This window comes from Pseudomonas sp. NPDC087614 (genome assembly GCF_044743485.1).
GTDB lineage: Bacteria > Pseudomonadota > Gammaproteobacteria > Pseudomonadales > Pseudomonadaceae > Aquipseudomonas > Aquipseudomonas baetica_A.
This window is the reverse complement of record NZ_JBIUWN010000045.1, coordinates 1-21,559: the sequence shown is the minus strand read 5'-3', so window position 1 is coordinate 21,559 and position 21,559 is coordinate 1. Positions and strand designations below refer to the sequence as shown.

Annotated in this window: 18 protein-coding genes; 2 read left to right on the top strand and 16 right to left on the bottom strand. The window is 59.2% G+C overall.

Going from position 1 to position 21,559, the window contains the following annotated elements:
* Positions 1 to 77 precede the first annotated feature (77 nt).
* Positions 78 to 1,940: an O-antigen ligase family protein gene (locus ACIOWA_RS17300; RefSeq protein ID WP_401160916.1), complete on the top strand. Its 1,863-nt coding sequence runs from the start codon at positions 78 to 80 to the stop codon at positions 1,938 to 1,940.
* Positions 1,941 to 2,019: 79 nt separating this feature from the next.
* On the opposite strand, the gene ACIOWA_RS17295 is transcribed toward ACIOWA_RS17300, so the two are convergent.
* The 16 genes from ACIOWA_RS17295 to glnE all read right to left on the bottom strand — a co-directional run bounded on the left by ACIOWA_RS17295 (position 2,020) and on the right by glnE (position 21,001).
* On the bottom strand, positions 2,020 to 2,922 hold the full coding sequence (locus tag ACIOWA_RS17295; RefSeq protein WP_221731335.1) for a glycosyltransferase: 903 nt from the start codon (positions 2,920 to 2,922) through the stop codon (positions 2,020 to 2,022).
* Between the two features lie 14 nt (positions 2,923 to 2,936).
* A complete protein-coding gene (locus tag ACIOWA_RS17290; RefSeq protein ID WP_339432280.1) occupies positions 2,937 to 4,094 on the bottom strand; it encodes a glycosyltransferase family 4 protein in 1,158 nt (385 codons plus the stop codon).
* Positions 4,078 to 4,974, bottom strand: coding sequence for a DUF6625 family protein (locus tag ACIOWA_RS17285; RefSeq protein ID WP_401160914.1), 897 nt, complete (start codon positions 4,972 to 4,974; stop codon positions 4,078 to 4,080). Before ACIOWA_RS17285 ends, ACIOWA_RS17290 begins: the two co-directional genes overlap by 17 nt.
* A 50-nt stretch (positions 4,975 to 5,024) precedes the next feature.
* Complete coding sequence (locus ACIOWA_RS17280) at positions 5,025 to 6,455, bottom strand: PIG-L family deacetylase (RefSeq protein WP_339432279.1); 1,431 nt, start codon at positions 6,453 to 6,455, stop codon at positions 5,025 to 5,027.
* A gap of 8 nt (positions 6,456 to 6,463) precedes the next feature.
* Positions 6,464 to 7,360, bottom strand: coding sequence for an antimicrobial resistance protein Mig-14 (locus ACIOWA_RS17275; protein ID WP_339432278.1), 897 nt, complete (start codon positions 7,358 to 7,360; stop codon positions 6,464 to 6,466).
* Entirely contained in the window at positions 7,360 to 8,490 is a 1,131-nt protein-coding gene (locus ACIOWA_RS17270) for a glycosyltransferase (RefSeq protein WP_339432277.1), read from the bottom strand. Before ACIOWA_RS17270 ends, ACIOWA_RS17275 begins: the two co-directional genes overlap by 1 nt.
* Positions 8,474 to 10,231: a carbamoyltransferase gene (locus tag ACIOWA_RS17265; RefSeq protein WP_339432276.1), complete on the bottom strand. Its 1,758-nt coding sequence runs from the start codon at positions 10,229 to 10,231 to the stop codon at positions 8,474 to 8,476. The genes ACIOWA_RS17270 and ACIOWA_RS17265 overlap by 17 nt, the downstream gene beginning before the upstream one ends.
* Positions 10,232 to 10,403: 172 nt before the next feature.
* A complete protein-coding gene (locus ACIOWA_RS17260; RefSeq protein WP_401160911.1) occupies positions 10,404 to 10,739 on the bottom strand; it encodes a YceK/YidQ family lipoprotein in 336 nt (111 codons plus the stop codon).
* A gap of 119 nt (positions 10,740 to 10,858) precedes the next feature.
* Positions 10,859 to 12,310 (bottom strand): lipopolysaccharide kinase InaA family protein, encoded by a 1,452-nt coding sequence (locus tag ACIOWA_RS17255; RefSeq protein WP_401160909.1) that lies wholly within the window; start codon positions 12,308 to 12,310, stop codon positions 10,859 to 10,861.
* The gene (locus tag ACIOWA_RS17250) at positions 12,310 to 13,062 is read right to left on the bottom strand and encodes a lipopolysaccharide kinase InaA family protein (RefSeq protein WP_339465363.1); all 753 of its coding nucleotides are present in this window, start codon (positions 13,060 to 13,062) and stop codon (positions 12,310 to 12,312) included. Before ACIOWA_RS17250 ends, ACIOWA_RS17255 begins: the two co-directional genes overlap by 1 nt.
* Positions 13,059 to 13,793 (bottom strand): lipopolysaccharide kinase InaA family protein, encoded by a 735-nt coding sequence (locus ACIOWA_RS17245; protein ID WP_339432272.1) that lies wholly within the window; start codon positions 13,791 to 13,793, stop codon positions 13,059 to 13,061. The genes ACIOWA_RS17250 and ACIOWA_RS17245 overlap by 4 nt, the downstream gene beginning before the upstream one ends.
* The gene (gene rfaP, locus ACIOWA_RS17240; RefSeq protein WP_339432271.1) at positions 13,793 to 14,599 is read right to left on the bottom strand and encodes a lipopolysaccharide core heptose(I) kinase RfaP; all 807 of its coding nucleotides are present in this window, start codon (positions 14,597 to 14,599) and stop codon (positions 13,793 to 13,795) included. Before rfaP ends, ACIOWA_RS17245 begins: the two co-directional genes overlap by 1 nt.
* The gene (locus tag ACIOWA_RS17235) at positions 14,600 to 15,721 is read right to left on the bottom strand and encodes a glycosyltransferase family 4 protein (protein ID WP_339495034.1); all 1,122 of its coding nucleotides are present in this window, start codon (positions 15,719 to 15,721) and stop codon (positions 14,600 to 14,602) included.
* Entirely contained in the window at positions 15,721 to 16,782 is a 1,062-nt protein-coding gene (gene waaC / locus ACIOWA_RS17230; RefSeq protein ID WP_221731249.1) for a lipopolysaccharide heptosyltransferase I, read from the bottom strand. The genes ACIOWA_RS17235 and waaC overlap by 1 nt, the downstream gene beginning before the upstream one ends.
* Before the next feature lies 1 nt (position 16,783).
* A complete protein-coding gene (gene waaF / locus ACIOWA_RS17225) occupies positions 16,784 to 17,818 on the bottom strand; it encodes a lipopolysaccharide heptosyltransferase II (RefSeq protein ID WP_401160905.1) in 1,035 nt (344 codons plus the stop codon).
* 243 nt (positions 17,819 to 18,061) lie between these two features.
* Positions 18,062 to 21,001 (bottom strand): bifunctional [glutamate--ammonia ligase]-adenylyl-L-tyrosine phosphorylase/[glutamate--ammonia-ligase] adenylyltransferase, encoded by a 2,940-nt coding sequence (glnE, locus tag ACIOWA_RS17220; protein ID WP_401160903.1) that lies wholly within the window; start codon positions 20,999 to 21,001, stop codon positions 18,062 to 18,064.
* A 384-nt stretch (positions 21,002 to 21,385) separates the two neighbouring features.
* Here glnE and ACIOWA_RS17215 point away from each other — a divergent pair.
* Positions 21,386 to 21,559, top strand: a 174-nt coding sequence (locus ACIOWA_RS17215; RefSeq protein ID WP_401160943.1) for a hypothetical protein, incomplete at its 3' end; no start/stop codon positions are given.

Below are 21,559 nucleotides of genomic sequence, written 5' to 3'. Positions count from 1 at the left end.
TATTGTTAGGCATCTTTTTCAGCATCAAATAGCCATCACCCGAATGGCCGATCAACTTCAGGATTGAATCTCACAGCATGCAACTTCGCGGCTTCAGCAGTACGTCCAATCGAGTTTTCGATTTCATTAGCCGGTGGATTCTTCCAACCGGCTATTTCTTGCTCCTCTGTGCATTTTTCTTTTTGCCGGGCCGAAGTCAGCTTCACAAACTGTATTACGGGCTGTTCAGCATTCCGGCGCTGATTGCGCTGTGCCTGCGCCCCCGTGAACTCAGGGCGCTGCTGGGCGAACCGATTTTCATCGCAGCCATCGTGTTCGTTGCCTGGGCCTTGCTCAGTCTTGCCTGGGGACCGTCTGGTGAACCCTTCGACGGGAAGCTCAAACCGCCATTGCATACACTGCTGCTGTTTGTCGGTTGCTATCTGTTGGTGCGCTATCGCAGCGACATCCTGCAACCCTTGCTGTTCACCGCCGCATTGGTCGCACTGATTGCCACGACTTTCTTTCTGTTCACGTTTGCACGAGTGTATGAACCGGGCATGCGCCTGATCGGGGGTGGGGCGTTCGACAATCCACTGCTCAGTTCGCATCTCTTCGGTTTTTTCAGCGCCTACTGGCTGAGTGTGACCATGACCTGCAAGCGCCGCCAGATGATGTGGCTCAGCGTGCCGGCGATGGCGATCATGTTTATCGCCGTAATCGGCACCGGCTCCAGAACCCCTCTGGTCGCTCTGACGCTGGCCGCTTTGTGGCTGTGCTTGATCTGCTGGAATCGGCGCTCACTGGGGCTGTTAGCGGCACTGTTTCTCAGTGGCGCTGCCGTGCTGACAGTGTTTTCGCAAATGATCATCGAGCGTGGCGATTCATACCGGCTGGAAATCTGGCGGCAGGTCCTGCTTAAGGTGGCCGAGCATCCATGGATCGGCCATGGCTACAGCGCAAGCCTCAGCGTCGACCCCGGCCTTGGGGTGAACTTCGAGGAACCGCACAGTTTTGTGCTGGGTGTTCTCTATTACGTAGGGATATTCGGTTTGCTGCCATGGCTGTTCTTCCAGGCGTGGGGACTGCTGAGCAGTTGGCGCTTGCGTGTGCAACCGTTGTTTATCATCGCTTCGACCTGGCTGGTGTTCGGCATCGGTGCCGGGCTGACAGAGGGTGGAGGGATCATCTCACGCCCCAAGGAACACTGGTTTCTGCTGTGGATACCATTGGCACTGATCGCTGCGCTGAGTATCAATCAGCGCGCACGTCGTCTACTGACAATACCGGTTCAAAAACTGGCAGCGGCCAACTTTCAGCAACTGAGCAGCGACGCTCAAATAGTTGAAGAAGACGGTCTTGGCCCCAAAGTCCTGTGCCTGAGCGACGGCAGCTTCCTCAAGCTGTTCCGCCGTCGTCGCTGGTACACCTCTGGCAGTTTCAACCCGTACTCCGAACGCTTCGCCGTCAACAGCGAACAACTGCGCCTGATGGGCATTCCCACACCACAAATCCTGAACCTGTATCGCCTCGACGACGGCAGCAGTGCCGTGCACTATGCGCCATTGCCAGGGCACACGCTGCGCCAGGTATTGCAGAGCATCACCGCTCCCGCTGTCCGCCAGGCCCTGGTGGAACGCTTCGGCAAGTTCATGGCGCAATTGCATGAAAAAGGTGTGTATTTCCGCTCATTGCACTTGGGCAACGTACTTGTGCTGGAGGATGGCGAGTTCGGGCTGATCGACCTGGCGGATCTGTGCATCTACCCTTCAGCATTGAGCAACTCGCTGCGCCAGCGCAATTTGCGCCATATGCAGCGCTACACCGTAGACAAACGCTGGCTGTTCGAGGATCACCTCGATGCGCTGCTACAGGGATATGCCACGATGGCGTCGCCATCCGCAGTGGATAAATTGCAAAAGCAAGTGCTGGCAAGCAATGGGCCAACAGGCGAGCATTGAGGACGAAGCCGGTTCGCCGGATTCACGATCAACTTGCCATGCCAACGAAGCCGCTCAATGATCGCGAGCGGCTTGTGACTCAGTCTTTTTCCAGCGGGGAAAGATACATCCGCGCCAATCCGCGCCAGGTCTTCTTGTTCCATGCCTTGAATGGAATCTGCGCCAGCAGTTCCCTGGCCAGCTTGCGATCGCGGTTGGACGCTTTGAGGAACATGGAACTGAGAAATCTGTAGCGCACTTCGTCGTACAGCGGGTGATCACTGAACAACGCGTAAGTGCGCAGGATGTTTTCGATCATGAAGCGATGGTTCTTGTACGAATTGGTGGCGTGCTTGCGGTAGCGCGCCATGACGACGCTCAGGCCATCGATAAAGTAGCCGGCCCGGGTCACCTTCAACTCGATCAACAAGTCCTCCAGACGAATCGTCGGATCAAAACCACCGACCGCTTCCAGCGCCTCGCGACGGATCATCAGGGTCGGGGCCGGTGGGTACGGCTTGCGCTCAAGGAACATGTCATCGAAGTCCAGGCGCCGGAATGGCACATCCCGGCGCTGGCGCTTCTCTGGATAGAGGTTGCCGTCGGCATCGATCAACTCGATGTTACCGGCGCAAATTCCCACTTCCGGCTTACCGTCCATGTAGGCCACCTGGATGGCAATACGATCAGGGTACATGATGTCGTCTGAACCGAACGGCACGATCAGGCTACCCTTGGCACGCGCGATGGCACCATTGAGCGTATTGGTCAGCCCCTGATTCTGCTGCACGCGAAAATCGAATCCGTGCTGCGCCTGTAACGCAGTGATTCGCTCGACGCTGTCGTCCTTCGAGCCGTCATCGATCACCAGCAATTCGATGTTTTTGTAGGTCTGGTCAAGGACGCTGAGGATGCTCTCCTCAATGTATGGACCGTGGTTATAAGAGGCAATGATGACGGTGACGAGTGTTTGCCGGTCGCTTGCAGTTTGTTCTTCGCGCATGGTTTGTCCTTCGCTCACGGCTGCTGCTCCTTGCGGGCCTGTTCCAGGCCGGAGTCGATCAGGTCCAGGTACGCCTGACGGAACACCTCAATGTCGTGTTGCTCCTGCAGATAACGGTAGGCCTGCTCGCCCTTGGCCTTGAGTTCGTCATCCGACAGTGCGAGGTAGGTATCGAGCGCCGCGACCAGGCTCGGTACGTCCTTGGGCATGGTCGCCAGGCCACCGGCACCTTCGATCAACGGCAACATGGCCGGTACGTTCGAAGCAATCACCGGCAAGTGACCGCTCATGCCTTCGAGTAGTGCCAGGCCCAGACCTTCGGCTAACGATGGCATGGTCCAGATATCGAAGGCGCGCACATATTGCAGGGCGTTTTCCTTGAAACCCAGCAAGTGCGCACGACCACCCAGACCCAGTTGCTCGATCTCGGCAGTCAACGGCTCCTGCAGGCGGCCGGCACCAATGATCGCCAACTGAGTATTCGGATACTTGTCCTTCAACGCCGCGAAAGCCTGCAACAGATAAGTGTGGCCCTTGACCGATACCAACCGCCCCAGCGCGCCGATCAGCCGCACATTCGGGTCGATCCCCAATAGTTCGCGCGCTCGCTCGCGGCTATGCTGCAAGCCTTCGGCCTGTTCGATGTCGATTGCATTGGTGATGGCGTAAGTGTTCTGGTCGGTGAAACCGCAGTCGCAATCGAGCAGGTACTGTTTGACTGCCGGTGAGACACCGACGAACCGCCAGTGCCGATCGATCAGGCGCTGGGTCTGGCGGCGTCGATAAAAGCGGTCGTATTCGCCGAAACCGTGGGAAATGCCAATGCACAACGGCACCTTCAGCCAACGATTGAGCGTCAGCATCATGTTCACCGGTTTGAAGCGATTGCAGATCACCACATCGAACTTTTCACGGCGGCAGAACTTGTACAACTGCCACATCGCCCGCAGACGCATACCTTTAAGCGACTTGTCGGAAAACTCGAAATACACCGAATGATCAGAACGGCTCACCGGTTCGCCGGGTGCGGGTTTACCGCGCAGAAACGCTGCGGTCACTTCATAGCGATCCGTCGGCAGGGCTTTGACGATCTGCTCGGAGAGATCGGCAAAATCATGTGCCTTGATGTTGTAATCAGGCTGCAGTTGCAGGACCTTAGATCGTTGACTCATAAGACCCCTCGTGGAAACCCGTTGCATTGATAATCCAAGCATGACCGGCGGCAATGCGCCTGATTTCGGCCTGATTCGGCTGAGACAATCGAGACCATTCGTTGCGTTTCCAACAAACGAAATGGAAATACGGAAACGGACGATCGCCATCACGATCATTGATCAATTTGCCATCGCGCCAAAACCACTGCTGCGGAAAATCGTCCGTGCCATCGTGCCACTTGATGCAACCACCCGGCGTGCTAAACGCCTCAGTGAATTCGCTGCGCCGCCGCCATGGATTGAACTTGCCCACTAGCGTGAACAACGGTTCAGGAAAATTTTTGCGCCAGAGAAAGATGCGGCTGAATGCGCCTTCGTCCAACGCATGATGTGTCTGATCAGTAAACCGTTGCCGCCAGTCCTTGATTTTCATGAACAGTTCGCGCTTGCGCGCAGTGTTGCGCATCAGACACAAATGCCCAGCTACCCGGCGCTCATGAGTCGAAAACAAGTCATAGCTAGCCAGCCGATCCGCAGTGAAATAACTGCGCAGGTCACCATAGACCAGGTCTATATCGCCAAACGCCCAAAAATCATATCCGTCGAGGCAATCAGCATGAATGTACCCCAGCGCAGGTTTGATATCGCAGAGCTTGTATGCGGCCTTCGGAGCAAAGTCGAGCCCCAGTCGTTGGGACACAAGGGCACAATATTCATGGAACGTCATGGACTTGATTGTGACATTGGGCGGCAGATCCTGTGGCGTACCGCAGTCACTGAAAAGCAGCCAGTCGATATCGGCATTACGCCGGCAACTCTCAAGGAAAAACGGCATCCAGAAAGGCCACTGACCGAAATACGGAATCAGAAAAAGAATCCGCGGGCATGGATCAATCACGATAAATCACCAACAATTTCGAACATGGCAAGTCCAGTCTGCGAATGTCATTAACGCGGCTTAACAGGAGTGTCACCACGCCTGAGAAGCCAGAACAACTCCTGACGCCTGACCGCTTTCCTGAAAAATTCATTCTCGCCGTAGACCGACGGCACTCTACTGGCCAACTGCCACTGAATCAATCGTCGCAGGCGACGCTTGAGTGATGCCGGCGGTTGCAAGTCATGCATCATGCCGAGCGCCATCGCCTTGTCGCGTTGTTGCTCTATGGACAGAGGCAGACACAGTGGCTGCATCGGAACGGCCGGATCGAAGGCCGGCGGCAGCGCAATTCCCTGCCCTGTGTCGCCCATCGGCCAACGGTCGTTGTCGTGCAGATGGTTGGCGTAACCGAGCAGCGTCGGTTGCCAGTCAAGATGGCTCAAGGCTTCAACCACGGCTTGCTGGGCGCAGATGTGGTCGGGATGCGGATCCAGCGTCGGGTGCGGCAGCACGATCACATCCGGGCGTGCGCGCAACAGTACCTCACGCAGGTCCGCCAGCAGATTGTTCCAGGTCGGCGCACCGTCAGCATCACCGGGCAAGGTGAACGGGTTCAACTGACGAAACAGTCGCGTGTCATTCAGATCGGCTTCACGCGAGCCCACGGACTGATTCGGCGCGGCTTGCATCGCTGCCAGTTGCAGACAGAAATAGCCGAGCTGCACGCAGTGCTCCTGCGGCACACCGGCCCAACGCGGCACGGCCAGACTGTCCCAGGCGCGCAGACGGCCCTTGAGCCTGGCAGCCTCGACCTTGTTCATGCCCATCTGCTGATAATGTTCGGCTTCGATCTCACCAGCCGTCAGGGTGACAATCCAGGCTTCGTCGGCCTGACTATACAAACCGTAGGCCGCCAATTCAGCGTCGTCCGCATGCGGCGCGATCACCATCACGCGCTGACGACGATAATCCGGTTGCTCCAGCACCCACAGGACCGCCTTGCCGGCCACCCGGCAGAAACGCCCCCGCAAGCGCAGCCGACCCTGCGAAAGGGTGTGTGCATGACCACTGAGGTTCAGATAACGCTGGCCGCTGACGCCACGCTCGAAGGTTTGCGAATCAGGGTGAGGGCCACCAACCAACTCGATCCGAGGGTCAAGGAAACGTCCCAGCCAAGTGCTTTTGACCCGCACCTGCAGAATCAACGTGGCATCATCCACCAGCATCACGCCGTCATCCAAACGCAACTGTTCGCCGTTCAAGTGAACCTTCGGTTGTGGTGTGAATGGTGGAAAGCTGTACTGGTAATCGTCTTTCGGCGAATAGAACAGATGATCGGCAAACCAGGCCTCATGGGCGATCCAGCCGAGCACCGCGAGCAACAATGGCAGCCACCAAGCAACCAGCACGCCGACTGAGATCATTACGATCAGCGCCACCAGCAGAGCGATACGCTTGTTGCGCCGGTGGCGTTTGAGCAATTGCTGTTTACGGCTCATGAGCTGGCTCATACGGTGAACACCGGCACAGGATTGCACCACCGATCCTTATACTCACGGTCGGCACGACCGAAGGAAAAACGCATCGGCTTGTCCAGCGCCCGCGCATGCTCCCAGGCGCTTTGCGTATTGAGGAAGCTCAGTACGCTGCCGGGACTGAATTCACGGGTCTCTGGATCAACGCCACCATTGACGTACTCAACACTGATCCATTGCGGCGCTTCAACGCGATAGACCAGTTGAATCGCAATCGGCGCGTCGTTGAGGAAGATCACCGAGCCGATCAACAGATCGCGCAACAGCTCGATGACCTGCGCCATGCGCGCCGCACCGGTGGCCGGAAAGCCCCAGCGACGCTGAAACAGATCGCAGTAGATCGCCGCCAACTCGGCACTGGAAAACTCGCCGACCGGACGCACCACCCCGCCCGCCTCTTCCAGCAGACGCAATTCGCGGCGCTGGTTGTAGCGAAATTTCTTCGACAGTTCTTCGGGCGTACGGGCCATGGCCAGTTGTTCGGTCTGCAACTTCATACCGCTGAAACGGTTTTCGTTGAGCGCCGACAGATAGCGTGCGCGATGACGCAGCGGAGCCTGAGCATCAGCGGCAGCCGGCAAGATCAACTCAGCGTTGCCGAGGTCGAACAAGCCTTTTTTCCCGCTGCGTTTGAGTACGTCCTTGGATAAGGCCAGATCACGGCCCCAGGTCGGGATCGCGGCTTTGACGTCACCGTCCTGCTCCCACGCCAGATAGCGCACCGGGATGCCGGCCAGATCGGCCAGACGCTCAACCACCAGCGGGTGAGTCGCGACGCTGCCGCCAAAACGCTGCCAGGCTGTTGCATAGGTGGAGGCGTCAACGGGCGACCAGCCACGTTCGCGCCAGCCTTGAAATCGGTTGAGCATCAGCCCCTCGGTGCCAGATCGGTAACTTGCGGCAAACGCCAGAAGGTGTCGTACACCGCGCTGTCGGAGAAGCGCTCACGTAAACGGTCGAGCATCAGCTCGGCGCACTGAAGACGCTGTTGATCATTCATTCCCGCCAGATGTTGCAGGCCTTGTGCAAGGTGTTGGGCGTCGCCCATAGGGAACAGAATGCCCACGCCTTCAACCACTTCCTTTGCCCCACCACACGCTGTGCTCAGCAATGGCACACCGGCGGCCATCGCCTCCAGCAGCACCATACCAAACGGCTCGTGATCAGAACTCAGGGCAAATACGTCAAACGCGCGGAAGTAATTGCGCGCTTGCGACACTTGACCGAGAAACATCACCCGGTCGCCAACACCCAGCTCGCGAGCCAGTGCCTTGAGATCTTGCTCCAGACGGCCCTCGCCGAGGATCACCAACTGGCTGTTGTCCGGCAGACCGGGCAAAGCCGCGGCAAAACCGTGCAACAGCGTGGCCTGATCCTTGTCCGGGTGAAGCCGTCCGACGTTGCCGACGATAAACGCGTCCGCCGCAAGCCCCAGTGTCTCCCGAGCCTCGCCGACTGACATCTGAGAGGCTTGCAATGCAGCCACGTCGATGCGGTTGTACAACGTCTGAATCCGCGTCGCTGGCCACTTCGGCAGATATCGGCGCATATCGTCACGCACCGCATCAGACACCCCGAGCAGACTCAGGCGCTTACGAAAAATGTGCGCGAACAGCTTGCGCGTGCCGCGTTTGTAATCGTCGAACGCGTGGTGTACGCCGATCACCGGCAGCGAAGTACCCAGCAAGGCGATGTAAATCGGCTTGAAACGATGGGCAATACAGAAACTGAAGTTGCGTGAAGCGGCGATCTTTCGCAGATCGCCGATAGCGCCCAGCTTCAGGCCACGAATAGCCTTGGAACTGTATTCCATGAACAACACTTCATCTGAAGCACACGCCGCGGCGACTTCGCTATCGGCGACGCCGGTCAGAAAGACCGTGGTCACCCGATAGCCTGTGCCCGCGAACAGGCTGGCGTACTGCCGCGCGCAGTCGAGGAACGGCCCGTCATAGCCGTGACAGAACTGCAGCACATGGCGTTCAGCCGAGCGTGTCATAAGCGTTTGTGCCTTCTTTGACTACCAGAATATCTTCCATGATCAGGTATTCCAGATCAGAGCCAAAAAACATGTTCAGCGCGTCGGTTGGCGAGCAGATCATCGGCTCACCACGGCGGTTGAGCGAGGTGTTCAGCGATACGCCATTTCCAGTGAGGCTTTCCAGCGCCTTCATCATGTCGTAGTAGCGCGGGTTGTATTCGCGCTTGAGTACCTGGGCCCGGGAAGTGCCATCTTCGTGGACGACTTCCGGCACGCGGGTCTTCCACTCTTCAGCCACTTCAAAGGTGAAGGTCATGAACGGCGCCGGGTGATCGATCTTGATCATCTGCGGGGCGACAGTGTCGAGCATCGACGGGCAGAAAGGCCTCCAGCGCTCGCGGAACTTGATCTGATGATTGATGCGGTCGGCGACACCGGGGACGCTCGGGCAGCCAATGATCGAACGGCCACCCAGCGCACGCGGACCGAATTCCATGCGGCCCTGGAACCAGGCCACCGGATTGCCGTCAACCATGATTTTGGCGATCTGCTCGGGCATGTTGTCGAGCTTGCGCCAGACCGGTTTGCTCTCGTGACGGGCGCAGGCGGCGATCACGTCTTCGTTGCTGTAAGACGGGCCGAGGTAGACGTGCTCCATCTTCTCGACCGGAACGCCACGGGCATGGGACACATAGGCTGCTGCGCCGACCGCCGTGCCGGCATCGCCGGACGCCGGTTGTACGAACAGCTCTTTGATGTCGTCACGAGCAATGATTTTCTGGTTCAGCTTGACGTTCAACGCACAGCCACCGGCAAAAGCCAGTTTGCCGGTTTCCTTGAGCACATCGCCCAGATAATGGTCGATCATCTGCAGCGCCAGTTTCTCGAACAGCGCTTGCATGCTCGCGGCGTAGTGGATGTAAGGTTCGTCAGCGATGTCACCTTCACGTTTCGGCCCGAGCCATTCGATCAGCTTCGGCGAGAAGTAGAAGCCTTTGCCCTTCTCTTTGTAGCGACGCAGGCCGATGACGTTGGCGTAGTCGGTGTTGATCACCAATTCGCCATTTTCGAACGAAGCCAAGCGCGAGAAATCGTATTTGCTGGCGTCACCGTACGGTGCCATGCCCATGACCTTGAACTCGCCGTCGAGCATCTCGAAACCGAGGAACTCGGTGATCGCGCCATACAAGCCGCCGAGGGAGTCAGGGTCGAAGAATTCCTTGATCTTGTGGATCTTGCCGTTTTCGCCATAACCGAAGAAAGTCGTGGCGTACTCGCCCTTGCCGTCGATACCGAGGATCGCGGTTTTTTCTTTGAAACCGGAGCAGTGGTAGGCGCTGGAGGCGTGAGCCAAGTGGTGCTCGACTGGTTCGATCTTGATCTTTTTCGGATCAAAACCCAATTGCTCCAGGCACCAGACAATCTTGTTGCGGTAGCGCTTGTAGCGGCGGTTGCCCATCAGAATCGCATCCAGGGCGCGATCCGGCGCGTACCAGTAACGCTTGGCGTAGTGCCAGCGCGCCTTGCCGAACAGGCTGATCGGAGCGAACGGGATCGCAACTACGTCAACGTCGGACGGCTTGATACCGGCCTGCTCAAGACAGAACTTCGCCGATTCGTAGGGCATGCGGTTCTTTGCATGCTTATCGCGTACGAAGCGCTCTTCTTCAGCCGCCGCCACCAGCTTGCCGTCGATGTACAAGGCTGCTGAAGGGTCATGGCTAAGGGCGCCGGACAGGCCAAGAATCGTCAATGCCACAGGGGTCTAGCCTCTTTAGTCTGCGTTCAGGCGCGATGCGCCTTGAAGATGTATGTGTCCTCACTCCGGGCGAGAGACAGCTAAAGGGCGGGATTATAGCGTAAACATGACGGGAATTACCCTGTGCGAATTGACCCGCAGCGAATGGTTTGGATAAACCTTGCCTGAAGACTCAATAACCGCCCTTGCGCCAGTAGATACCGATATTGCCTTCAGTGGACTGACGATAAATCGTATAAGGCAGCGCAACGGTGTCGAACACCCCGGACAAGGGCAAGTCCAGCAACACGAACGGGACAAGATAGCCGCCTGGATCAGGCGGTGCGTTCAACACGCAAAAATCATAGGCCAACCCACTGTAAATGCGTGGAATGGACTGGCAGTAGGTTTTTTGCTTGCGCATGTCCCGCGCGACGTCGGCATCATCCTGCAGGACAGTCATGGCGCTGCCACAGCCAGCCAGAATCCATGAAAACACACCCAGCGTTGCAGCCTGTTTAATGGTCAAAATTCGCCCTCCAAGGTCGTTGGGCAAATTAGCATCTGGACTGAACAGGGCACAGTTCATGGCTTCTGGAGAAGCTGTAGGACAAGTCGCTGAATCTTGTCCTCTACTGCTGGTTTGTCTCAGGGCACGCTGGAAATATCTTTCGGCAACCGCAGATCAATAATCTGATACAGCGCGCTGCCTTCGGGCCAGTTGCGCATGAATCGCGCACGGTCACGAGCATAGGCCGGCGCGAAACTGCCGACAGATCCATGCTGGCACATCGAGTCCAGATCGATCAGCGCCCAGCGATCATCCTGCCAGAACAGATTGTGTCCCTTGAAGTCGCCATGGCTGATCCGCTCGTCAATCAATCTGGCGAACAACTGATCCAGCGCCTGCAACTCCGCTTCCGGCGCTTCACCGCTTTCAACGTAAGGCGCAAAGCGCTCGATGATGTCCGGCCCGGGCAGGAACTCGGTCACCAGATAGGCGCGACTGCGTAACCACAAAAAGCGCTTCTCCAGCACCGCCAGCGGTTTGGGCGTGGCAATACCGAGAAACGCCAGGCGATTGCCTTCACGCCACGAATGCCAGGCACGACTCGGGCGCCAGAACCGCTTGAGCCAATGGGCAAATCCCTTGATGTTGTAGCGTTTGATCACCAGCGTGCGGGCGCCAACTTCGACCTTGCCGACGCTCGCGGCGCCGCCAGTCTTGTAGAGATGGCCCTTATCAAGCAACGCATCGGCGCTCTCAAGCACCGGCACCATTGCCGCCTCTTCCTCGCGACGAATGGCGCGCAAGCCGAACGCGCCACGCCGGACGCTGAACAGCGTGCATTCGCGACCGACCTTGATCAGGTAATCCTTCAGACGCCAGCGGCGCACCTTGTCGATCTGTTTCTGCAAGGCTTCCAGCGGCAGCGCGTGCTCGCTGTTGCTCAGCAAGTAATACACCAACAGTTCTTCGGTAAACGGTTCCAGCGCCTTGGGCAACTGGGCGAAAAACACTCCGAGATTTTCCAGAACCTTTTGTCGCGACAACGGCTGACCGGCGGTTTCCACACAAATCCCGGCACCGTCGATCAAGTACAACTGACCGCCGTGACGCAGCAGATTGTCCAGATGCAAATCTTCCTGCCAGAGCCCCTTGCCGTGCAGCTCGCCAATGGTGCCAAGCGCCTCGGCCAACACCGCAGACTGTTCATCCGCCAGCACCGGCAGCGACTCGACTTTCGCCCAGGCATCGCCGAGGCTTTCGGCGCCTTCAAGGAATTCGAACAGCAGCCAGCCCCCCTCACCGTCCTTCAGGCCATCGGCCAACAGCAACGGCGTGGTCATGCCTTGCGCGGCCAGCAAGCGCACGCCGTCCAGCTCACGCTGAAAATGCCGGGATGCCTTGCTGCCGACCAGCAATTTGGCCAGCACTGGCCGGCCGCGCCAGACACCCGCGCCGACGTAGCGCTGCCCCGGCAAGACCCGCAGCAGACTCAGCAACTGCAAATCCGCAACACCGGCCGCATCGGCCAGGGTCACCGTCAGTGGCAGTTGCGGGGTTCGTCCGGCAGCGGCCAGCTCGGACAATTGCATCAGCGAGTCTCCTTGTGGCTGCGGCGCGCGGTCAGGCGAACGAGCCAATGATCGAGCAGCGCACTGGTGGTCGGTTGATCGAGATATGCCGCCAGCAATTCACGCAGTTGCGGCTCGCCCCACGCCGTAGCGCGACGTTGCAGGGGCTCCAGATCCTTGATCCGGTCACGCATGCCGAACAACAACGGCCGGGTTTTCTCCAGGTCGATCAGTTGCGCCTGATACCCGTCACCGGTGGCCCGCAGAAAAATGTGTTTGGGGTAGAAGCAGCCATGCACCTGTCGTACGCCGTGCAGATGCCGAGCCAGCAGCCCGCAGGCCTTGAGGATGGCCGAGTGCTGAGCGGCGCTAAGATCTGCCCAGCTCGCGAGCAGCGATTCCAGATCGTTCCAGCCGTCCAGCGCGCGCGTCAACAGGATCGCCCGGACTTCGCCATCGACTTTGCGCTCACCGAAAAAAGCCGCCTGCAACGCGGGAATGCCCAGCTTGCGATATCGGCTGATATTACGGAACTCGCGGGCAAAGCTTGGCTCGCCGAAGGGCGCATGCAGGGTGCGCGTCAGATAATTGCTCTGGCGCTTGAGGTAGTAACCCTGCCCTTCCAGGTCCATACGGAAGACGCTGCTCCAGCCGCCACGGGCCGTATTCGGCTCATCCACCGCTTCCAGTTGCTTGGCCCACAGAGCGTCAAAAGTGCCCAGACCATGGCGTTCAAGCAGCGCGCGGTCTTCTTCGGCCAGAAAATCAGTCATTCACGTCCCTCGAAAAATCTCACCACGTGCCGAATCCGTTTCTTATCGGCCGCATTCAGCCGGTCGCACTGGCGATATTGCTTATAGAAGCGCAGGCGTTGGGTATTGGACAGGTGATATTTGGCGAGTTTGTCGAGACAGGCCAGATCCTTGGTGATCCGATATTTGAGCCAGAAGCCGCGCCAGAACTCGCCATTGGGGCAATCGATCAGAAATATCCGCGCCTGGTCATCAATCAACAGGTTGCGCCATTTCAGATCGTTATGGGTAAAGCGGTGATCGTGCATCGTGCGGGTATAAGCGGCCAACTGCCGGCTGACACCATCGACCCAGGCACGATCCTTGAGTTTCGGGTCCTTGCGCTCGGCGAGTGCCGAGAGGTCTTCAGTGTTGGGCAGCTCGCGAGTGATCATCGCCCCTCGATCGTACGCCGCGCCACGGCGCTCCAGCCCCCAAGCCACCACTTCGGCAGTGGGAATGTCCCACTTGGCGAAACGCTTGAGATTCTGCCACTCCATCTTCACCCGCGGCTTGCCAAGATAACGGCGCAAGCCTTTACCGGCGCCGACGTAGCGCTTGACGTAATAGTTGACGCCATTGCGCTGTACGCGAATGACCTCGGACAGCGGGTCGCGGGTCAGACGCTCGCCTTGCAGGGCAAAGACAGCTTGGAGGCTGCCGAAATCTTCGGCGAGATCACTGTATTGCGGTTCAAGAGTCCAACCCGCCATCAGAGCGCATCCCCGTAACGCTGCTTACGCTCGTAGAGTTTGTTGGCCTTGCCTTCCAGCCAGCTCAGCAACGGCGCTTCTTCAGCCAGAATCTGGCGCAGCGGTTGCTGGAAGTAGCCTTTGAGGAAGCGCAGTTTGTCGCGGCGAGTCAGGCCGATGTCCAGCGCGGAAAAGTACAGCGCCGCCAGGTCCTTGTTGCGCCAGCGCTGGGTGATGACCGCGCGGGTCTGGGCCCGGTGCAGGTCGATCACCGAGAGCTTGAAGTCCTCGGCCGTCACCGGTTTGTCGGTGTGCAGCAGGAAGTGGCAGATGTAGCAGTCGCGGTGATTGACGCCGGCGCGGTGCATCATGCCGGTCATCCGCGCCACCTCGGCGATCAGCGCCTGCTTGAGTTTAGGCTGCGGTGGCTGCTTGACCCAGTCGATGCTGAAGTCTTCCAGACTGATAGTCGGCGCCAGCTCTTCGGTGACGATAAACGAATGCTGATCGGCCGGGTTGCTGCCCTTCTCGCCGTAGGCAACGGCGGTCATGGTCGGCACACCGACTTCCTGCAAACGCTGGATGGCCTTCCACTCCTGACCCGCGCCGAGCACCGGCAGCTTGGCAGTCAGCAGGTTCTTGAAGATCTCGCCCCAGCCGATGCCGCGGTGGATTTTGACGAAAAATCCGTTGCCGTCGACTTCCGTGCGTAATGTCCGGCGCGCTTCGAGCTCGCGGTAAACCTCGCCCTGCAAGCCTTCGACTTCAGTGAACGGGTCGCGTCCAGCCCAGAGGCTCTTGAACGGTTCAGCCAGCATCAACTTCATTTAAGCGTGCTCCGCCAGAATCACATCGGCCGCGTGCTGCGGCATGCTGTAGAGGTCAGCCGTCTCGGCGAAGGCCACACCGTTGCGGCTCCAGGCCGCGCGCGCAGAGTCATCGGTCAACATGTCTGTCAAATACCGGGTCAGTTGCGCCTGATCGAACGGCTCGTCCAGCACCCGCCCGGCATCCGCCTCAGCGATGTAATGGGCGTAACCGCAGACCGCACTGACCAGCACCGGCAAACCGGCGACGAGCGCTTCAAGCAGCACTGTGCCGGTATTTTCGTTGTACGCCGGATGGATCAACAGATCGGCGCCAAGCAGAAACCGCGGGATATCGCTGCGGCCCTTGAGAAACGTCACGTTGTCGCCCAGGCCCAAAGTTGCACTCTGCATCTGGAACAATTTGGGGTCATCCTGGCCGATTACAAACAGCCGGGTGCGTTTCTTCAGCTCAGCGGGCAACGCGGCCAGCGCCTTGAGGCTGCGATCCACGCCCTTGGTCTTGAACCCGGAGCCGATCTGCACCAGCAGCAGATCGTCGTCCTTGAGGTTGAATTCAGCGCGGAACCCGGCGCGAATCTCACCGGCATCCGCCGGGCGCCGACGATCCTGGGCAATGCCCGGCGGCAGCAGATGGAAGCGTTCGATCGGCGTGTCGTAATGCTTGATGAACAACGGTTGCTGGACTTCGGAAATCATCAGCACTTGCGTCTTCGCGTCTTTGGCGAACACCGCACGCTCGTACTCGGCGAAGTGGCGATAGCGGCCCCAGCGGCGATACAACGAGTTGCGCAGGTTCTGCGCCTTGTCTTCGAAACAGCCGTCAGCGGCGTAGTAAACGTCCAGACCCGGCATTTTGTTGAAGCCGATCAGGCGATCCACCGGCCGCCTGGCCAGATCGGCCTCCATCCACGCGGTGAGCTTTTCGTTGCGCCGATGGTTGAAGAACGCCTTGACCGGCGCCACCAGCACTTCGAAACCGGGCGGTACATCGCCTTCCCAGATCAGGGTGTAGACGCGAATCTGGTGGCCGCGCTGCTGGCATTCGAGGGCGATGCGCATGAAGTCGCGCTGCAAGCCACCGAACGGAAAATATTTGTACAGGACAAATGCCAATTGCATCAGCGCAGCTCCTCAGCCATTAACAACGTGCTCAGTCGGCTGGCGACACGCTCAGGATTCACACGCGTGAAGCACAGAGGCTGCTCGCGTTTCAGGTCAAACTGACGGGCATCCTGCGCAGTCGGTTGGTAGGTACATTTCTTTTGCAGGCACGGCGCGCACGAAAAGTCGCTGGCCAAGTGAATCTGCACTTTGCCGTAGGCGCCAGTCAGGCCCGGATTGGTCGGGCCGAACAGCGAAATCGTTGGAACATCCAGCGCCGCGGCCAAATGGCCGAGCCCGGTGTCCACTGCCACGCAGGCTTGGGCGCCGGCCAACACTTTGCCGACACCGGCCAGGTTCAGCTTCGGCAAGACTTCGGCGTGTTTGAAGCCCGCCGCGATGCGCTCGGCACGGGCCTTCTCCAGCGGATTGCCCCACGGCAGCTTCACGCCGACGCCGAGGTAACCGACACGTTCGGTCAGCTCACGCCAATAGGCTTCCGGCCAGTGTTTGGTGTCCCACGTCGTGCCATGGAGGAACACCACGAAAGCACTCTTGCGCGGCAACTCCACCAGTCGCTCGACACTCAGGCCGTAATCGCCCAGACCCTTGGGCAGGTCATAACCGAGGGCGATGGCAAACAACTGCCGCACCCGCTCAACGGCGTGCTGCCCCCGCGCCACGGCGAGCTTTCGATCATAAAAACGCGCCGCGATCGGCTCACGCGCTGAACCTTTATCGAGACCGGCCACAGGGGCCTTGACGTAGCGGGTCAGCCAGGCGCTTTTCAGCAGGCCCTGGGCGTCGATCACCAAGTCGTACTTGCTCGCGCGCACGCTTTGCTTGAAGCGTTTCCACTCGCCGCTCTTGAGGGTCTGCCAGAGGTTTTTGCGCCAGCGGCGGATCGCCACCGGAATCACCTTGCCAACGGCCGGGTGCCAGGTCGGAATCTCGGCGAAGCCTTCTTCCACCACCCAGTCGAACTTGATCCCGGGAATGGCCCGAGCCGCGTCGGTCAGCGCTGGCAACGCGTGAATCACGTCGCCCAGCGAAGAAGTCTTGATCAGCAGTACCCGCAACTTAATGAACCTCGACCACAGAGCCGTGCAGCTTCTGCAAGGCATCGTTGACCGCGTCCGGCATCAATTGGCGCAGGCAGTTGTAATGGCCAAACCGGCAAGTACGGTCGAAGCACGGACTGCATTCAAGGCCCAGACGGACGATTTCGACATGCTCGGCCAGCGGCGGGGTAAAGCCTGGCGAAGTCGAACCGTAGACCGCCACCAATGGCCGGTTCAGCGCGGCGGCGACGTGCATCAGACCGGAGTCGTTGGACACCACCGAATCGGCGCAGGACATCAAATCGATAGCCTCAGCCAAGGACGTGTCGCCACTGAGGTTCACCGACTCTTCACGCAAACCGGGAATCAGCCGCGCGCGAATGTCTTCGCCCACCGCATGATCGTTCTTCGAACCGAACAGCCACACCTGCCAGCCCTCACGAATACGCGCTTCGGCGACCTTGGCGTAATGCTCCGACGGCCAGCGTTTGGACTCGCCGAACTCGGCACCGGGGCACAAGGCCAACACCGGGCGATCGAGGGTCAGGCCGAATTTGGCCAGTGCCGCTTCGCGGCTCACCGGATCGATTTGCAGGCTCGGACGCGGATAAGGTTTTGGCAGCTCGGCGTTCGCGTCATAGGCCAGAGCCATGAAGCGCTCGATCATCAGCGGATAACGCTCTTTGTCGAGAGTGCGCACGTCGTTGAGCAGGCCGTAGCGGAACTCGCCGCGCCAACCGGTACGTGTCTTGATGCCGGCAAAAAACGGCACCAGTGCCGACTTCAGCGAGTTGGGCAACAGGATCGCCTGATCGTACTGACCGGCCAGGGATTTGCCGATGCGCCGACGCGTCGCCAATTCCAGCGCGCCGTGGCCGAGCGGGAAGCTCAAGGCCTTGCGCACTTCGGGCATGCGTTCAAGGATCGGCCGGCTCCACTCAGGGGCCAGGACGTCGATTTCGCATTGCGGATGGCGCTGTTTGAGACACTGAAACAGTGTCTGTGCCATCACCATGTCACCGACCCAACTGGGCCCAACGATCAGAATATTCATGTGGTTTCCAAAAACGAACCGGGGAGGCATTACGCCTCCCCGCCTCGATAATCACGGTGGGAACACAGGCTGCTTGCGATGGGTCATTACCTTCAACATGACTGTCGAGTGTCACTCCACGATCGCGAGCAGGCTCGCTCCTACAGGGTTTTGCATCTGTTCACATATCTGCGACTCACCGCAGATCACTGTGGGAGCGGGCTCGCTCCCACTTCTGAATCTCATTACCTTCATTGGCGCACTTCAGCTTAGCCCCAACTCGCGCCAGATCCGCACTACCTGCCGACGCTCATCGGCAAACTGGTCACCCGGGATCACCCCGGCATCCTTCTGCAACGCCTGCCGGTGGGCGGCGGAGCGGTAGGCTTTATACGCCTCACGCAACAGGCTGGCCTCTTCGGCAGGCATCAGCCCTTCGTGCTCCAGCTCTTCCAGAATGCGGATGTTATCGGTCCAGCGCAGCAATGGCGGATGGCTTTGCGACCACGCCAGGGCCGCGTATTGCACCATAAATTCAATATCGACGATACCTCCGGCGTCCTGCTTGAGGTCGAACGGCGCCGTGGCCTCGAAGGCATTTGCCGCCGTACCGGCCGCGGTGCTCTTGCTGCCGAGGTTGTCGCGCATCTTCGCACGCATTTCGCTGACTTCCTGTTGCAGCTTCGCCAGATCCCGCGCTTTGCCCAACACTTGAGCGCGGACTTTCTCGAAGGCCTGACCGACATCCTGGCTGCCGACCAACACCCGAGCGCGCACCAAAGCCTGATGCTCCCACGTCCATGCTTCATTTTCCTGATAGCGGGCAAACGCGCCGAGCGAACTGACCAACAGCCCGGACGCACCGGACGGACGCAGACGCATATCCACTTCATAGAGCTGGCCGGAGTTGGTCTGCGCCGTCAGCAAGTGAATGATCCGCTGGCCGAGCCGGGTGAAGAACTGCGCCCCATCGATCGGTTTCGGGCCATCGGTTTCCGCCTGCGGATCGCCGTCATGGATGAACACCAGATCCAGATCGGAACCATGCCCCAACTCCAGACCGCCGACTTTGCCATAACCGACAATGATGAAGCCGGGATCACACAAGGTGCCGTCGGTGCGCAGCGGCGTGCCGTATTTGGCGATCGTTTGACGCCAGGCCAGGGCCAGCACTTGTTCAAGAATGGCCTCGGCCAACCAGGTCAGGTAATCGCTGACTTTCATCAGCGGCAAACTGCCGGCGATTTCCGAAGCCGCGACGCGCAAGCGGTGCGCCAGTTTGAAGTGGCGCAGGGCTTCCATTTGTTGCTCTAGGTCGTCTTCGGGAATGCGCGTCAGACGCTCGCGCAACTCAGCGGCCAATTCCGGCGCCAGCGGCGGCTTGAACAGTCGACCTTCGTTGAGCAACTCGTCGAGCAGCAGCGGGAAGCGGGTGATCTGCTCGGCAATCCACGGGCTCGCCGCACACAGCGTCAGCAAACGGCGCAGCGCACCGGGGTTTTCGGTCAGCAATACTAAATAAGCCGAGCGCCGGGCAACGGCCTCCACCAGTGGCAGCACACGTTCAAGTACCAGATCCGGGTTGTCATGCTCGACCGCTTGGGCAAGCAAACGCGGGATAAACGCATCGAGACGCTCACGCCCCAATCGCTGCATCGCGCGCAATTGCGGACTGCCGCGCAGACTCGCCAGTGCCTTCAGCGCTTTGCTCGCATCGCCAAACCCACCCTCTTGCAACTGACGGCACGCCGCCTCTTCGTCCTGCGCCTCTTCCCACAGCGGCAGCCATTCACCGCCCACCACCACTTCGCTTTCGGCGCCCTCTTCCTCATCGGGATCGGCGATCACCTGCGCAAAGTGCCAGGCCACGCGGCCGCGCCAGAACATCAGTTTTTCGTGGAAAGACGCCCAGTCAGCAAACCCGAGCATGAAAGCAATTCGCGCCTGATCCTGAGCGCCGTCCGGCAGCATCTGGGTCTGGCGGTCGGCAATCGCCTGAATCGCGTGTTCGGTGTAACGCAAGAATTCGTAACCTTCGCGCAACTCGCTGATCACCGCTGGCGGCAAGTACCCCTGCCCTTCCAGCGTGCTCAGCACCTTTAATAGAGGGCGCTGTTGCAGACTCAGATCGCGGCCACCGTGAATCAGTTGAAAGGCCTGGGCGATGAACTCGACCTCGCGGATGCCACCCGAGCCCAGTTTGATGTTGTCGGCCATGCCTTTGCGCCGCACTTCCTGCTGAATCAACTGCTTCATGGTGCGCAGTGCTTCGATCGCCGAGAAGTCCAGATAACGCCGGTAAACGAACGGCCGCAGCATGTCGAGCAACTGCTCACCGGCCACTTGATCACCGGCCACCACCCGCGCCTTGATCATCGCGTAGCGTTCCCAGTCGCGGCCCTGATCCTGGTAATACTGCTCCAGTGCATTGAAGCTCAGCACCAGCGCGCCGGACGAACCGTAAGGGCGCAGGCGCATGTCGACACGGAACACGAAGCCATCGACAGTCATCGGATCGAGGGCCTTGATCAGACGCTGACCGAGGCGGATGAAAAATTCCTGGTTATCCAGCGCGCGCTTCACGCCGACGGTTTCGCCGCCCTCGGGGTAGGCGAAGATCAGGTCGATGTCCGAGGACAGGTTAAGCTCGACCGCGCCGAGCTTGCCCATGCCGAGGATGACCATTTGCTGCGGCTCGCCGCTGCGACGCCCGGTCGGCGTGCCAAATTGCTGGCAATGGCGGCTGTACAGCCATTGATATGCTTGGTCGATGCTGGCGTCGGCCATGTCCGAGAGGTCGCGACAGGTCTGCACCAGGCTGGCCTGCCGGGTCAGGTCACGCCAGATGATCCGCACCTGATGGCGCGCACGCTGACGGCGCAATACGCGCCCAAGTTCATCTTCGGTCTGCGCAGCATTTACGGCAGTGGCAATCTGCGCACACAGTTCACCGGGGGCATAGGAGCGGTCGAGTTCGCCGGATTGCACCAGCGACAGCAACATCAAAGGGTCACGAACGCTCTGTTCAATGACGAACTCGCTGGCCGCGGTGACGCGGGCGAATTGCGCCCAGCGCTCCGGCGTCCAGGTCGAGAAGCCGTGATCGTCTTCCAGCGAAGCGACGGCCGTACGGAACGACTGCTCGGATCGGCTGACCAACGGCAGGAGAATGGCGGGCAGTTCGGCAAGCACGGGCAGGGTCATGGTCTATCCTTGATCGGCGTGGAAATGGCCGCTTGTAGTGAATGATGAAAACCCGCTACGCGAAGGACTGTCGAACAAAAGTTAGAAATAGCTGATATTTCTTTTTCTTTGGCAGCCAACATCAAACTTTCACCTTTTTTGGATGGTAATCGACCAACCTTAACGATTATTCTCACAACGCAGTCAGAGGCCACAAGCCTTTCATCTGTAGTTTTACTACTCGTCTATACATCCGAAAGGCTGAAATGCCGGAAGATTTGTAGTAAAACTACACGCCGCCGGAACAACCTGTCGGCAATCCAAGAATTTTAAATCGTCTGCCCACAAGGCCAGTCGCAAACTCAGGCAACCGATTCTGGAAGCCTTTCCGCCCTGGAGCAAGCCATGCAAGACCTCGATCCCGTCGAAACCCAGGAATGGCTGGACGCCCTGGAATCGGTTCTCGACAAAGAAGGCGAAGACCGTGCTCACTATCTGATGACCCGTATGGGTGAACTCGCGACCCGCAGCGGGGGGGGGGGGGGGGGGGGGGGGGGGGGGGGGGGGGGGGGGGCGGGC